This is a genomic window from Bradyrhizobium sp. AZCC 2262 (assembly GCF_036924535.1).
Classification (GTDB): Bacteria; Pseudomonadota; Alphaproteobacteria; order Rhizobiales; family Xanthobacteraceae; genus Bradyrhizobium.
In genome coordinates this window covers 4,768,460-4,782,658 of the sequence record NZ_JAZHRT010000001.1, presented here as the reverse complement: position 1 = coordinate 4,782,658, position 14,199 = coordinate 4,768,460, and the positions used below count along the sequence as shown (strand labels likewise).

Annotated in this window: 12 protein-coding genes; 3 read left to right on the top strand and 9 right to left on the bottom strand. The window is 63.2% G+C overall.

The window, feature by feature from the left end:
- Positions 1-127 precede the first annotated feature (127 nt).
- Entirely contained in the window at positions 128-1,642 is a 1,515-nt protein-coding gene (locus V1283_RS22735; RefSeq protein ID WP_334388698.1) for an acetyl-CoA acetyltransferase, read from the bottom strand.
- A gap of 146 nt (positions 1,643-1,788) precedes the next feature.
- Entirely contained in the window at positions 1,789-2,922 is a 1,134-nt protein-coding gene (locus V1283_RS22730) for a nitronate monooxygenase (protein ID WP_334388697.1), read from the bottom strand.
- A gap of 232 nt (positions 2,923-3,154) precedes the next feature.
- On the opposite strand from V1283_RS22730, the gene V1283_RS22725 reads away from it, so the two are divergent.
- Positions 3,155-4,816, top strand: a complete 1,662-nt coding sequence (locus V1283_RS22725) for a flavin-containing monooxygenase (RefSeq protein WP_334388695.1) — start codon at positions 3,155-3,157, stop codon at positions 4,814-4,816.
- A 204-nt stretch (positions 4,817-5,020) separates the two neighbouring features.
- Here V1283_RS22725 and V1283_RS22720 read toward each other — a convergent pair whose 3' ends face one another.
- The 6 genes from V1283_RS22720 to V1283_RS22695 form a co-directional block, all read right to left on the bottom strand.
- Positions 5,021-6,172: an aminotransferase class V-fold PLP-dependent enzyme gene (locus tag V1283_RS22720; protein WP_334388693.1), complete on the bottom strand. Its 1,152-nt coding sequence runs from the start codon at positions 6,170-6,172 to the stop codon at positions 5,021-5,023.
- A 222-nt stretch (positions 6,173-6,394) separates the two neighbouring features.
- Positions 6,395-7,090: an ABC transporter ATP-binding protein gene (locus tag V1283_RS22715; RefSeq protein ID WP_334393144.1), complete on the bottom strand. Its 696-nt coding sequence runs from the start codon at positions 7,088-7,090 to the stop codon at positions 6,395-6,397.
- Positions 7,090-7,857, bottom strand: coding sequence for an ABC transporter ATP-binding protein (locus tag V1283_RS22710; protein ID WP_334388692.1), 768 nt, complete (start codon positions 7,855-7,857; stop codon positions 7,090-7,092). Before V1283_RS22710 ends, V1283_RS22715 begins: the two co-directional genes overlap by 1 nt.
- Entirely contained in the window at positions 7,854-9,164 is a 1,311-nt protein-coding gene (locus V1283_RS22705; RefSeq protein WP_334388690.1) for a branched-chain amino acid ABC transporter permease, read from the bottom strand. Before V1283_RS22705 ends, V1283_RS22710 begins: the two co-directional genes overlap by 4 nt.
- The gene (locus tag V1283_RS22700) at positions 9,161-10,108 is read right to left on the bottom strand and encodes a branched-chain amino acid ABC transporter permease (protein WP_334388689.1); all 948 of its coding nucleotides are present in this window, start codon (positions 10,106-10,108) and stop codon (positions 9,161-9,163) included. The genes V1283_RS22705 and V1283_RS22700 overlap by 4 nt, the downstream gene beginning before the upstream one ends.
- A 67-nt stretch (positions 10,109-10,175) precedes the next feature.
- Positions 10,176-11,423 (bottom strand): branched-chain amino acid ABC transporter substrate-binding protein, encoded by a 1,248-nt coding sequence (locus tag V1283_RS22695; RefSeq protein ID WP_334388688.1) that lies wholly within the window; start codon positions 11,421-11,423, stop codon positions 10,176-10,178.
- Positions 11,424-11,652: 229 nt separating this feature from the next.
- Here V1283_RS22695 and yghU point away from each other — a divergent pair, with 229 nt between their 5' ends.
- Positions 11,653-12,543: a glutathione-dependent disulfide-bond oxidoreductase gene (gene yghU / locus V1283_RS22690; protein WP_334388687.1), complete on the top strand. Its 891-nt coding sequence runs from the start codon at positions 11,653-11,655 to the stop codon at positions 12,541-12,543.
- 47 nt (positions 12,544-12,590) lie between these two features.
- Positions 12,591-13,352 (top strand): alpha/beta fold hydrolase, encoded by a 762-nt coding sequence (locus tag V1283_RS22685; protein ID WP_334388685.1) that lies wholly within the window; start codon positions 12,591-12,593, stop codon positions 13,350-13,352.
- A 94-nt stretch (positions 13,353-13,446) separates the two neighbouring features.
- Here V1283_RS22685 and V1283_RS22680 read toward each other — a convergent pair whose 3' ends face one another.
- Positions 13,447-14,067 carry a flavin reductase family protein gene (locus V1283_RS22680; RefSeq protein ID WP_334388684.1) on the bottom strand — a complete coding sequence of 207 codons (621 nt, stop codon included), beginning with the start codon at positions 14,065-14,067 and terminating at the stop codon, positions 13,447-13,449.
- Positions 14,068-14,199 lie beyond the last annotated feature (132 nt).

Here is a 14,199-nt window from a genome sequence, read left to right as displayed (position 1 = left end):
CGCGAGCTCATTCGAGACGGGTGAGGGGTCTGTCTCCACGGATAGAGACCCCTCATCCGCCTTCGCGTTCCGCGAAGGCACCTTCTCCCACAAGGGGAGAAGGGAAGAATCTGCGCCCGTGGGATAGCTACCCCGCCCGCCACTCCAGCACGCCGTCCTCAGCCGAGACGACATCGCCGATCGTTCCCACCGGCGTCCGGTCCATATTGAGCAGATGCGCAAGCGTCGCCGCGTCACTGGCGGGAATGCGGGCAAGTGCCCGCGCGTCGGCCCCGGTGCGCATCATCACCACGCCGTGCTCGACCTCGCCCTTGCCCTTGTAGATCACGGTAAAGCTCTCGATCTTGCCCTTGCCGTCGGCCTCAGTGACGAAGTCCGGCACCTTGCGGCGGTTGCGGTCGGCCTCGGCCTGTACGCTGGTGTCCTGCTTGAGCGCCTCTTTCGGCGTCTCGCGTGAGAGCACCAGGCCGTGATGCTTGGTGACGAAACCGCCCTGGCCGTAGAGCAGGCCGAGCTTGCCGCGCTTACGCAAGCTTCGCACCATCGCGACGGCCGCATGCGTCATATAGGTGTTGAGCGGCGCGCCGAAGAAGGTGAGGCCTCCGGTGACGGTCGGCTGGACATCGAGTCCAAGGCCGAGCGTCCGCCGCGCCATCTTGGGCACGCAGGGGAAGCAGCTATAGAGCTCGATGGCGTCGAATTTCTTGCCGTCGCCCTCGACAAGGTCCATCACTGCCTTCAACACTGCGTTCTGCGGATGGCTTTCATAAAATTGGTCGCGGACGAGATAATCGCGCGGCTCTTCCGCCGAGGCGCCGCCGATCGGATAGATCAGGCGATCCTCGGGGACGCCGGCCGCGCGGGCCTTCGCCAGCGACGTCAGCAGCACCGCGCCGCCCATGTTGACGGTCGGATTCGCCACCATCAGTTTTGTATAAGGCCACGCGATCAACCGGTTTTCAGGTGTAGGCGTCGTGATCTCATCGGACGTGAAGCGCTTCTTCAGCCATGAATTTTCATTCTCGGAAGCGACGCGCGCATAGGTCGACCATAGCGCGCCGGATTCGGCGAGTGCCTCGCGCGGGGTCTGGCCCCAATGCGCCGAAGTCGCGGACTCATAAAGCGGGTAGACCGTAATGGGGCGGAACACGCCGAGCTTCACTGCCATCGGCTTCTGGAATGCCGCGCCGCGCTTCGGCTCCTCGATATCATGCGCGAACGGCGTCCACGGCAGCGCGATGCCGCCGCGCTCGGCCTTGGTTGCGGTGGATTGCGCCTCCGCGCCGCAGACCACGGCCACGCTGCATTCGCCACGCGCGATGCGCTTTGCCGCTTCGTGGATATAGCGGATCGGGCTCTCGCCGCCGACCGGGCCATAATAGCAATGCGCGGGTGTCGCGCCGAGCCGCGCGGCAAGCTGCTTCTCGGGATCGCGGTAGCGCCAGCTCAGGAAATTGACGACGTCGAGCGAGCCGAGTTCATCGAGCAGTTTTGCCCCGCTATCCGCCTCCGCGCGCCGCACGGCCTGTTCGAGCAGCGCCATCGGTTCGAGCCCGGCCGCAATGTCCTTGGGGCGGTCGGCGATCTCGCCGACACCGACGATGACGGGAATGCGATCTTCGGGGAGGGAGGTGTTGGACATTTTTTCTTTGTTCTCTTTCTAGGCATTTGACACGCCGTCGCCCTTCGAGGCCTTCGCTGCGCTACGGCACCTCAGGGTGACGGCTACGGGCACACCGTCATCCTGAGGAGCCGCGAAGCGGCGTCTCGAAGGATGGGCCACGAATACTATTCCTCCATCAGCATATTCATATGCTCCACCGCATCGGCAAAATCCTCCTTGAATTCCTGCACCACGGCGCCGGCCGATTTCACGCTGTCGATCAGGCCGACGCCCTGGCCGACGAAGTAAGTCACAAGGTCGCGGGCCTGCGCATTCCCTGCGGCGGCCGCGCGGTCGATCGAGTTGAAGGCGTCACGGCTGATGATGCTTTGCAGCGGCATCGGCAGCGCGCCGGGGCTGTCCGGCCCGCGGTCCCATGCATCGGTCCACACCGAACGCAATTGCCGCGCCGGCTTTCCGGTGCGGCCCTTGGAGCGCACCGCATCGCGTGAAGAGGCCGCGATCATCTTCTCGCGAAAAATCTCGGTCGTTTCGGATTCCACCGTCGCCAGCCACACCGAGCCGGTCCACGCGCCCGCGGCGCCCATCGCCATGCAGGCCGCCATCTGCCGCCCGGTCATGATGCCGCCCGCGGCCAGCACTGGCACGTCGCGGATCGGCTTGATCGCCTTGATCACCTCGGGCACCAGCACCATGGTCGAGACCTCGCCGCAATGGCCGCCGGCCTCGGTGCCCTGCGCGACCAGAATATCGACGCCGGCAGCGACCTGCCGCAGCGCGTGTTCCTTCGAGCCGACCAGCGCCGCGACCGGGACATCGTGCTTCCTGCCCATGTCGATCATCGCCTTCGGTGGCACGCCGAGCGCGTTCGCGATCAGCTTGATCGGATGGCGGAAGGAGACGTCGAGCACGTCGAGTGCGCGCTGCGCGTCGAACGGCTGCGGCTGGTTGTCGGCGACGTTGGTCGTCGTCAGCTCGACGCCGTATTTCTTCAAGAGGTTGCGGGTGAAGTCGCGATGCTGCGGCGAGATTCGCGCCTCCAGGCTCTTCCAGGTGACGTCCTTTTCGCCCGCGGTCGAAATGTTTTCGGGGATCAGCACGTCGAGCCCGTAGGGCTTGCCGTCGGTGTGATCGTCGATCCACTTCAGTTCCTGCTCGATGGTCTCAGGCGAATGCGCGGTCGCGCCCAGCACGCCGAAGCCGCCGGCACGGCTGACGGCGGCGACCACGTCACGGCAATGGCTGAAGGCGAGCAGCGGAAACTCAATTCCCAGCATGTCGCAGATCGGCGATTTCATGGTTGGTGCTCCCTGTGGCGGCCGCTGGCCAGCCGCTCATTGTTGGTTTGTGTGTTGATCGAACGCTAGCCCATCGGGGGTATGCATGCCAAGCGGGACGGCCGTCCCGGGGAGCACACATTCCACCTCGCAAAATAAGCAAGGCCAGTCAGCCGATTTGCGTCTTGCGCTTTGGCGCTATGGAAGGAATGCTGTTTGGCAAATCGAAGAGAATATCAGGGAGCCTTTATTCATGTCCGCCATGCCATCCGCCGCCGCCAAATCCGCCGAGAGCTACGACGTCGTCGTGGTCGGTGCAGGCTTTGCCGGCATGTACATGCTGCACCGGTTGCGCGGGCAGGGGATGACGGCGCGGGTTTTTGAGCAGGGCTCGGGCGTCGGCGGCACCTGGTACTGGAACCGCTATCCCGGCGCGCGTTGCGATGTCGAGAGCATGCAGTATTCCTATTCGTTCTCCGAAGAGCTGCAGCAGGAATGGGACTGGAGCGAGCGCTATGCGCCGCAGCCGGAGATTTTGAAATACGCCAACCACGTCGCCGACCGTTTTAACCTGCGGCCCGATATCCAGTTCAACATCCGCGTCGACAGCGCTGTGTTCGACGAGGCCACCTCGCTGTGGTCGGTCACGACTTCCGACGGCAGGACGGCCACCGCAAAATTCGTCGTGCTTGCCACCGGCTGCCTGTCGAACGCGCGGATGCCCGACATCAGGGGCCTCGATAAGTTCAAGGGCAAGGTCTACCACACCGGCCACTGGCCGCACGAAGAGGTCGATTTCAAGGGCCAGCGCGTCGGCGTCATCGGCACCGGATCGTCGGGAATCCAGTCGGTGCCTGTGATCGCCGAACAGGCGAGCCATCTCACGGTGTTCCAGCGCACCGCGAACTTCTCCATTCCGGCGCGCAATGCACAGCTCACGGAAGAAGAGCGGCAAAGATTCCGCGCCAACTATCCCGAGATCAGGCGCTTTGCGCGCGAGGTGGCGAAGAACGGCATCTATACCGAGATGCCCGACCGCGGCGCGCTCGACGACGGCGACAACGAGCGCCACTCGAAATACGAGGCGCGCTGGAACCGCGGCGGGCTCACCTTCATGTCGGTCTACAACAACCTCGCGCTGGACAAAAAAGCCAACGACACCGCGGCCAATTTCGTCCGGGAAAAGATCGCCGAGATCGTCAAGGACCCGGAGACCGCAAAACTGCTGCAGCCGAACAATCATCCGATCGGGTCCAAGCGCATCTGCATCGACACGGAGTATTTCGCGACGTTCAACCGCGCCAACGTGACGCTGGTCGACATCAAATCCAACCCGATCGAGGAGATCACGGAGAATGCCGTGCGCACGGGGGCTAAGGATTACGAAGTCGATGCGCTGGTGCTGGCGACCGGTTTTGACGCCATGACCGGGTCGGTAGCAAAAATCGATATTCGCGGGCGCGGTGGCGAGACACTGAACCAGAAATGGGCTGCAGGTCCGCGCACCTATCTCGGCCTGATGAGTTCAGGCTTTCCCAATCTCTTTGTCATCACCGGCCCCGGCAGCCCGTCGGTGCTGTCGAACATGATCGTCTCGATCGAGCAGCACGTCGACTGGATCACCGACTGCATGGCCTATATGCGCGATCGTGGCCTCGACACGATGGAAGCCGCCACCGACGCCGAAGACAAATGGGTCGCGCACGTCAACGAGGTCGCCTCCACCACGCTCTACCCGCAGGCCAATTCCTGGTACATGGGCGCCAACGTCCCCGGCAAGCCCCGGATATTCATGCCTTATATCGGCGGCGTCGGCCCTTACCGGCAGATCTGCAACGACGTCGCGGCCAAGGGCTATGAGGGCTTTGTGTTGGAGCGGGCCGAGCCTGTTCAGAAACGTGCTGCGTCATCCTGAGGTGCGCGCTCTTGCGCGCCTCGAAGGATGAGCCGCTTGCACCACCGCCAATCACCCTTCGAGGCTCGCTACGCTCGCGCCTCAGGGTGACGGTTGGAGTTAATCGAGCTTTGTAGGATGGACAAAGCGCAACGTGCCCACCATATTCCGTACGAACATTCGAATGGTGGGCACGGCGCAAGTGCGCCTCTGCCCCCCTACATGTCAGCCCCGCAGCAGCCGCGTCAACACCTCAACGAACCGATCGACATCAGCCTCGTCATTGTACACGTGAGGCGAGATGCGCATCCGCCCCAGGCGCGGTGCGATGTAGACGCCTTCGCTTGCCAGTCCCTCGACGAGGCCCGCCGGCATCCCGCCCTTGAAGGCGAGGCTCAATATATGCGGCGCGCGCAGATGAGGCTCCGGCACGCGGACGCCGATGCCGCGCACGCCCGCCGCGATCCGTTCCGTCAGCATCGTGAGGCGTTGCATAATGGCTGGTGCGCCCCAGTCGGCCACCATCTCCATGCCGATCGAGGCCATCTCCATCGAGATGAAATGATCGCGCTCGCCCATGTCGTAGCGACGGGCATCGCCGACGTAATTGACGTCGGTGAAATACACCGCGTTCTCGGCGCGCACATTGCGGCGCCCGGCCGAAGTCTGTTCGAGTGGGATCCCATTCTGATGACGTCGGGCGACATAGAGAAAGGCGCGGCCGTAAGGCCCGAGCAGCCATTTGTAGGTCGGGAAGATCACGAAATCGGGGTCGAGGCGCTTTACGTCCATTGCCAGCACGCCGGCGCTCTGTGTCGCGTCGATCAGGAAGGCCGCGCCCCGCTGTTTCAGCGCCGCGCCCACTTTGTCGACATCGATAAGCCCGCCGTCCGACCAGTGTACCGATGAGATCGAAGCCAGGCTGACTGGCGGGGCGCCTGGTTGTTCGATCGCTGCGAGCACCGCCGATGTCCAGTCGCCATCGTCCGGCTGCTTGATCGTCTCGACGGTAAAGCCTTGCGCCCCGGCCCGCGTTTGCCATTCCAGTACCGGAGAGGAGTGATCGTTCTCCAGAACGAGGACGCGCGTGCTGCGGCCGATCGTCAAGAGTTTTGCCACCGTCGCGACGCCGTAACTGATCGCGGGGATCAGCGCGACATCGGAAGATTCGGCATTGATCAAGCGGGCAGCAGCAGCCCGCGCACGTTCGTGCTGCTCGTTCGCAAAGGCGACCGGGAGCGTCCAGGGCCTGCCCTTGCGCCCAACGGCGGCGCGGCCGGCTTCCTGAGTTTTTAGCGGCAGCGGGCTGTAGGAAGCCGCATTCAGGTAGCAGATATGAGATGGGATATCGAACAAGGCGCGCTGTGAGGCAAGCATTCGGATGGTCTCGTTGTGGTGACCGATCCAATATGGCCTATCCGCGCCGCGCCAGCCACAAAGGCATTGCTCCGAGTTGTCGGTTGTCGCGCGCTTGATCGCGCCAGGCGCGAGTCGTAGGGTGGGCAAAGCGAAGCGTGCCCACCATCACGAGTGGAGTGCTTGAGGGTGGGCACGGCGCTCACGCGCCTTTGCCCGCCCTACAAATTGCGGTGGAGCTCCCTAAACCTCCAGCCACTCCTTGCGCACGCCGGCATTGGCGGCAAGCTCGCTGGGCGTTCCCTCGAACACGATACGGCCGTGGCCCATCACGTAGAGACGGCGGGAGATTTTCAGCGCGATGGTGAGTTTCTGCTCCACCAGCAGGATCGCCGTGCCGCGCTTGGCGATTTCGTCCAGGAGGGTGCCGACCTGTTCGACCAGTTTGGGCGCAAGCCCCTCGGTCGGCTCGTCGATGATGACCAGATCCGGGTCGCCCATTAACGTTCGGCACATCGTGAGCATCTGCTGCTCGCCGCCCGAGAGCACGCCGGCCGGATTGTCCTGACGCGCTTCGAGATTTGGAAACAGCGCAAACACGTCCTCGAATTTCCAGCGGCCGACCACGCCGGCCCGCTTCAGCCCGAGTTCGAGATTCTGCTTCACGGTCAGGCCGGGAAACACCTGGCGATCCTCCGGCACATAGCCGATGCCGAGATGGGCGATCTGGTCGGGCCGCAATCCAGCGATCGGGCTGCCCTTGAAGCCGATCTTGCCGACCGGCGGCACCAGCCCCATGATGGTTTTGCAGGCGGTCGAGCGGCCGACCCCGTTGCGGCCGAGCAGGCTGACGATCTCGCCCTGATCGACCCTGAGATCGACGCCTTGCAGGATGTGGCTCTTGCCGTAGAAGGCATGGAGATCGCGGACCTCGAGCATCATGCCGCCACCGCTCCGAGATAGGCTTCCTGCACGGCGGCGTTGCCGCGGATGGCGGCCGGTGCGTCGGAAGCAATCACTTCGCCGTAGACCAGCACGGTGATGCGGTCGGCGAGGCCGAACACCACGCTCATGTCATGCTCGACCATGATCAGCGTCTTGCCTTCCGACACCGAGCGGATCAGCGCGACCGCAGCGTCGGTCTCACTGTGGCTCATGCCGGCGGTCGGCTCATCGAGCAGGATGGTCTCGGCGCCGCCTGCGATGGTGATGCCGATTTCCAGCGCGCGCTGCTCGGCATAGGACAGCAGGCCGGCCTGAAGGTTTCGCCGGTTCGAAAGCTTTAGCCGCTCGAGCAATTGGTCGGCGGCAGCGTTCAGTTCCTTCTGTCGCCCGAGCAGGTGCCAGAACGAGTAGCGGTATCCCTGCGACCACAACAGCCCGCAGCGGATGTTCTCGAACACGCTCATGCGCGGAAAGATCGACGTGATCTGAAAGCTGCGCGAAAGACCCAGCCGGTTGATCTCCTGCGGCGCCAGATTGGCGGTGGATTGACCGTTGACCGTGATCGAACCGGAGCTGATCGGGAAGCGCCCCGAGATCAGGTTGAACAGCGTGGTCTTGCCGGCGCCGTTGGGGCCGATGATGGCATGGCGCTCGCCGCGGGGAATGCTGAGATTGACGCCGCGGATGATTTCGGTGGCGCCGAACTTTTTGCACACGTCGCGCAGTTCGACGGCGGGCACGCCTGCGACATCCGCGCTCACGACATTGCCTCCTGCACCTTTACGCCCTTCATCTTGACGCCATCCTGGATCTTGACGCCTTCCATCAGCGCGTCCCAGCGCTCGCGGAAACTGCGTGCCTCGTGGCGCAGCCACAGCCCACCCAGGACAAGGGCGGCTAGCGCGATCACCCATGGCAGCGGGGCCGTGGTGTCAATGAGATGCCCGCCGATTGAGAAGTTCTTGCCCTGCGCCGCGCCGATGGTCGTGAAGGACGCGAGTTCAACCATAAACACGAAGCCGAGCAAGACCAGCAGTGCGGCCGGAAACGCCCGCGCATAAGGCAGCGCCAGTTCGCGCAGGCGCCCGGCGCGCCAGATCGGCATGTGCATGAAGATCAGCCCGATCAGTCCACCCGGCGCGTACATCACCATCACGATGAAGAGCACGCCGACATAGAGCAGCCAGGCGTTGCTGAGCAGGCTGACCCCGCTCTGCAGCAGCACCACCACGATGGTGCCGAGGATCGGTCCAAAGAACCCGCCGGCGCCGCCGATATAGACGGCGAGCAGCGCATTCGCTGACTTGGCCGCGGACACCGTGTCGAAGGTGACGATTTCGTAGATCAGCACGTACAGTCCGCCGGCGATGCCGGCGAAGAAGCCGGAGAGAGCGAACTGGTAGAGCCGTACCACGCGTGGATCGTAGCCGACAAACTGGGCGCGCTCGAAATTGTCGCGGGTGGCGTTGGCAATGCTGCCAAGCGGCGTCTGGGTCTGCAGCCGCATCAGGGCCGCGGCAATAAAGGCCCAGACCAGCACCAGGCAGTAGACCTGCCAGGGCGAGGTGTATCTGACGCCGACCAGGCTGGTGTCCATCACGCGATCGATGGGGATGCCGCCTTCGCCGCCGAAGAAGCCCATGAACATCAGCGCCGCAGCCGAGACCAGTTCGCCGAGCCCCATCGTGATCATCGCAAACGCGGTGGCGCGCTGCTTGGTCACCAGCCACCCGAAGACATAGCCGAAGAACAACCCGCCAAGCCCGCCCGCCAGCGGCACCAGTTCGGTCGGCAGCCAGAATGAGCCGGCCTTCACGAGGAGGACCACGTGCGCCGCGCAATAGGCGCCCATCCCGAGCAGCACGGCATGTCCGAACGAGAGCAGGCCGGCCTGGCCCATCAGCATGTTGTAGGACAGCGCGAAGATCGCCATCACGCCGATCTCGCTCATCAGCGTCAGCACGAAGCCGGAATGGCGGCCCTTGCTCCAGTCGTAGAACAGGAACGGGAACGCCAGCAGGATGACGAGGGCCAGCAACCAGGGCCAATGGCGGCGCAGCATGTTCATGTATCGCGCGTCCCCATCAGCCCGCGTGGCCGGAACACCAGGATCAGCACCAGCATCAGGAACGGCAGCAGCGCGCCGACCCGCGGCAAGGTGACGTTGAGGACTTCCGCAAAAGGCGTACTCGACGTCACCGTGAAGCCGAATTTTGCCAGGAGGTCAGCCAGCGAAACGTCGAACACCACGGCAAAGGTCTGGATCAGCCCCATCAGGATCGAGGCGATGAAGCAGCCGGTCAGCGAGCCGAGCCCGCCGAACACCACCACGACGAACACGATCGGGCCCATGGTAAAGGCCATCGCGGGCTCCGTGACCTGGTAATTGCCGCCGATCACACCGGCGAGGCCGGCCAGTGCGGTGCCGGCGGCGAACACCAGCGTAAAAATGCGCGGCACGTTGTGGCCGAGCGCCGACGCCATGTCGGGATGGGTCAGCGCGGCCTGGATCACCAGACCGACGCGGGTGCGGGTCAGACCGAGCCAGATCGCACCGAACATCAGCGCCGAGATCGCCAGCATGAAGGCACGATAGGCGGGGAATTGCGTGCCGTAGATTTTGAACAGCGGGAAGTCGAGCAACTCCGGCACCCGGTAGGGCACCGGCAGCAGACCCCAGGACATCTGCACGACCTTTTCGATGATCAGGGCAAGGCCGAACGTGAACAGCAGTTCGGCGATGTGGCCGTTGCGATGAACGCGCCGCAGCCCCCACATCTCGATGGCCGCGCCAATCAGCCCGCAGAGCAGCGGAGCGATGATCAAGGCCGGCCAGAAGCCGATATAGACGCTGATGGTGTAGGCGAAATAGGCACCCAGCATGTAGGCGCTGGCATGGGCGAAGTTGAGCACGCCCATCATGCTGAGAATGAGTGTGAGCCCGCTCGCCAGCATGAACAACAGCATGCCGTAGACGAGGCCATTCAGAAGGGAGACGACAAAGACTTCCATGGCACCGGACCACCGCAGAGCGCGACGCCTGCTTCCCGTTTGAGAGAGCAGGCGACTGTTATGTTGGTCAGGAGGCGCTTGGGCGCTTCATCTTGCAGGTATTGGGCTGGTCGACATCCTTGGCGAGGATGGTCGCCGACGTGGCCCAGCCGAGGCCGGTGCCTTCGGCATCGTACTTCACGCCCTTCTTGAAGGTGCCGACAAAATACTCGCTGATGATCTGGTGGTCTTCCTTGCGCATCCTGGTATCAAAGCCGAGGAAGTCCTTGACCGTGAGGTCCTCCATCGCCAGTGCGATCTTGGTCGGGTCGACCGAGCCCGCCTTGTTCACCGCGCCTTGCAGATATTCGAAGATGGTGCGGAAGCCGGCCGCGGAGAAGTCGAACTTGTGCTTGTCGCGGAAGCCCTGCGCGAACGCCTCAGCCTCCTTGTTGCCGATTTCCGGCGCCACGTTTTCGCCAAAGGACATCACGGCCAGCACGCGGTTGTCGCCGCCGACGCCGATCGCGGTCGGACCGCCGGCCAGATGGGCATAGAAGGTGTAGTAGCGCAGATCGGCGCCGGCATCGACGCCGGCCTTGATCAGCAGGTTCATGTCCGGGCCCCAGTTGCCGGTGAGCAGCGCCTGCGCGCCCGAGGCATTGATCTTGGTGATATACGGCGAGAAGTCCTTGACCTTGCCGAGCGGGATCAACTCGTCACCGACGACCTGAACGTCTGGCCGCAGCTTGGCGAGATAATTCTTCACCTCGCGCTGCACCGACTGGCCGAACAGGTAGTCCTGGTTGATCAGATAGACCTTCTTTACTTCCTTGGGCAGCGAGCGAACCATCACCTCGGCCTTCATGCCGACGTGCAGGTCGAAGCGGAAGTGCCAGAAGCTGCACTGCTCGTTGGTAAGCTCGGTGGCCACCGCGCCGCAATTCAGATAGATGATGCGGTTATCCGGGTTGCGGTCGTTGTGCTTGTTGACGCCGTCGATCAGGGCGGCGGCGATGTTGGAGCCGCTGCACTGCATGATGAAGGGCATGTTCTGGTCGGTCGCACTCTTGAGCGCGATCAGCGCGTCCGACGGCTGCGACTTGTTGTCGAACGGAACCAGTTCGAACTTCTTGCCGAGCGCGCCGCCCTTCGAATTGATGTAATCGATGATGTACTGCATCTGCTTCAGGTTGGCATCGCCGACTTGCGCGAAAGGTCCTGAAAGCGGATCGGTGTAGGCGACCTTGATGGTCCCTTGCGCCCAAGCGTGACCGCCACAGGCGATCGCGAGCACAATCCCAAAGAACGCGGTCAACCACTTGCCTTGCAGCATGGTGCATTCCTCCCCTGATGGGCCCGCATTTTTGTTTATCTTGCGGTGCCGATCCGAAACCGTAACATGGACCCGGCGCGGACCGCCACGGGAATTGTTGGGCATCGCCATGCTGCACCTTGCGGTTGGCGGCGGCAGCCCCAAGGTATACCAGACGCAATATTGTTATTTCCGCCGCGCGGCAGATCGCCACCATCACACGGCCGAAAGAAGCCTGGAGCCAAAACGAATGAACGACACCGTCACCGACCCCACCGCTTACGTCCCTCCGAAAGTCTGGACCTGGAACAAGGAAAGCGGCGGCCGCTTTGCCAGCATCAATCGTCCGATCGCAGGGCCCACGCATGAGGCCGAACTGCCGGTCGGCCGCCATCCATTCCAGCTCTATTCGCTGGCGACGCCGAACGGCGTCAAGGTCACCGTGATGTTCGAGGAGCTTCTGGCCGCTGGCCACAGCGGCGCGGAATACGATGCGTGGCTGATCAGGATCGACGGCAACCAGTTCGGCAGCGGCTTTGTCGCGGTCAATCCGAATTCGAAAATCCCCGCGCTGATGGACCGCAGTGGGCCGACGCCAATCCGGCTGTTCGAATCCGGTGCGATCCTGGTGCATCTTGCCGAAAAGTTCGGAGCCTTTCTGCCGTCCAGCGGCCAGGCGCGGGCGGAATGCCTGTCATGGCTGTTCTGGCAGATGGGCAGCGCGCCGTTTCTCGGCGGCGGCTTTGGCCATTTCTACGCCTACGCGCCGACCAAGATCGAATACGCCATCGACCGCTACGCCATGGAGGTGAAGCGTCAACTCGACGTGCTCGACCGCCGTCTCGCCGACAATGAATATCTCGCCGGCAGCGAGTACACGATCGCCGACATGGCGACCTGGCCGTGGTACGGCGCGCTGGCCAAGGGCCTGGTCTATGGCGCCGGCGAATTCCTGTCGGTGCACGAATACAAGAACGTGCAGCGCTGGACTGACGCGATCGCAAAACGCCCGGCGGTAAAGCGCGGGCGCATGGTCAACCGTATCTCGGGCGATCCGGCGAGCCAGTTGCACGAGCGGCACGAGGCGAGCGATTTCGATACAAAGACGCAGGACAAGATCGGCGAGCCCGCCAATACGTGACGTGCGTTGGCGTGTTGGCGTAACGGATCGGGCAGGGGGAAGCCGCCATGAGCTTTTTCGAAAAGGACGCCGTTCGTATCCATTATGAGGAAGCCGGCTCCGGCTTCCCGCTGCTCCTGATCGCCGGTGGCGGATTGAACTCGAACATATCAGGGATCACCGGCGATTATCCGCCCTTCAACGCGATGAAGGAGTTCGGCAACGAATATCGCTGCATCGCCTTCGACCTGCGGAATGCCCCGCCCGGCCAGTCGTCAGGCCCGCTCGAGATCGACCGTCCCTGGGATTCCCACACCGACGACCAGCTCGCGCTGATGGATCACCTCGGCATCGATAAATTCATGGTGCTGGGTTTTTGCATCGGCGGTCCCCTGATCTGGAATCTGATCAAGCGTGCGCCGGATCGTGTCGTCGCGGGCGTGCTGGCGATGCCTTCGGGATCGCGTCCGGACATGCGCGACTGGTTCTACGACAACAACATGAAGGGCTGGGCGCCGGAACTGACAAAACGCCGGCCCGACATCACGATGGAGCAGGCTGAGAAATTCCTGACGCGAATGTATCGCACCAATCCGGATTTCGTCTTCACCGTGACCCGTGATTTCGTCCGCCAGTGCCAGACGCCGGTGTTGATCCTGCCCGATGATATCCCGGCGCATCCTTACGCGGTCGCCATGGAAAGCGCGATGCTGGCGCCGAATGCGGAAGTCAGTCTATTTCCGTGGAAGGAGCCGAAAGAGCGCGTGCCGCTCGCGGTGCGCCAGATCCGTTCGTTCCTGCGCGCGCACCGGCCGGCCGGAAATTCGTAGGGTGGGCAAAGGCGCTCTTGCGCCGTGCCCACCACTTAAATCCGTGGTTGGAATGGTGGGCACGCTTCGCTTTGCCCACCCTACGAACTACGAATTAGGCGGTAGTCTTCGCCCCCTCGGCAGGTGGAAACACCACGCGGTCATCCGTCCGGCAGTAACGATCGGCGAACATGCGGCCGATCGGGTGATAGCGCTCCATGTGCACGCGCATCGCGGCGTGGTCCCAGAGGTCGTCGCGGATATGGAAGTGGATGCCTTCGCCCATCACCAGCAAGCGATCGCCGTTGACGTCGATTTCCTTCCAGGTCTTGCATTCCATCGAAAATGGCGCATCGGCCAGCCGCGGCGCCGCGATTTTCGTCGACGGCGCCACCTTGAGGTTCAGATAGTCCGGCTCGCCGATATCGGGCGGGAAGTCGCCGCTGCTCTCGTGCATCGCGTGCGCCAGCGCCTCGTCGGTCATGTTGACCACGAACTCGCCGGTACGCCGGATGTTGATAACGGTATCCTTGACCCGGCCGTCGGGCCGCAGGTTGGCGGCGAACATGCAGAGCGGGGGGTCCTCGCAGAACACGTTGAAGAAGCTGAATGGCGCGGCGTTCACGACGCCGGTTGCGCCCATCGTCGTCACCCACGCAATCGGCCGCGGCAGCACGAAAGAGGTGAGCACCTTGTAGCGCTCGCGGGGTTTTAAGTCGCTGGGATTGTATTGCATGGGGGACTCGTGGGGTAGAGCAGGGCCTAATTCTCCCGTCATTGCGAGCGAAGCGATGCAATCCATCTCGCCACGCGGGGATAGATGGATTGCTTCGTCGCTTCGCTCCCTTGCGCAAACGCTTCGCGTTTG

Excerpts from the sequence above, each read along its gene's own strand:
- V1283_RS22715 (WP_334393144.1), bottom strand. The coding sequence starts at position 7,090 with ATGCTCGAGGTCCGCGATCTCCATGCCTTCTACGGCAAGAGCCACATC.
- V1283_RS22685 (WP_334388685.1), top strand. The coding sequence starts at position 12,591 with ATGAGCTTTTTCGAAAAGGACGCCGTTCGTATCCATTATGAGGAAGCC.
- V1283_RS22705 (WP_334388690.1), bottom strand. The coding sequence starts at position 9,164 with ATGAACATGCTGCGCCGCCATTGGCCCTGGTTGCTGGCCCTCGTCATC.
- V1283_RS22700 (WP_334388689.1), bottom strand. The coding sequence starts at position 10,108 with ATGGAAGTCTTTGTCGTCTCCCTTCTGAATGGCCTCGTCTACGGCATG.
- V1283_RS22735 (WP_334388698.1), bottom strand. The coding sequence starts at position 1,642 with ATGTCCAACACCTCCCTCCCCGAAGATCGCATTCCCGTCATCGTCGGT.
- V1283_RS22730 (WP_334388697.1), bottom strand. The coding sequence starts at position 2,922 with ATGAAATCGCCGATCTGCGACATGCTGGGAATTGAGTTTCCGCTGCTC.
- V1283_RS22695 (WP_334388688.1), bottom strand. The coding sequence starts at position 11,423 with ATGCTGCAAGGCAAGTGGTTGACCGCGTTCTTTGGGATTGTGCTCGCG.
- V1283_RS22725 (WP_334388695.1), top strand. The coding sequence starts at position 3,155 with ATGTCCGCCATGCCATCCGCCGCCGCCAAATCCGCCGAGAGCTACGAC.
- V1283_RS22680 (WP_334388684.1), bottom strand. The coding sequence starts at position 14,067 with ATGCAATACAATCCCAGCGACTTAAAACCCCGCGAGCGCTACAAGGTG.
- V1283_RS22720 (WP_334388693.1), bottom strand. The coding sequence starts at position 6,172 with ATGCTTGCCTCACAGCGCGCCTTGTTCGATATCCCATCTCATATCTGC.
- yghU (WP_334388687.1), top strand. The coding sequence starts at position 11,653 with ATGAACGACACCGTCACCGACCCCACCGCTTACGTCCCTCCGAAAGTC.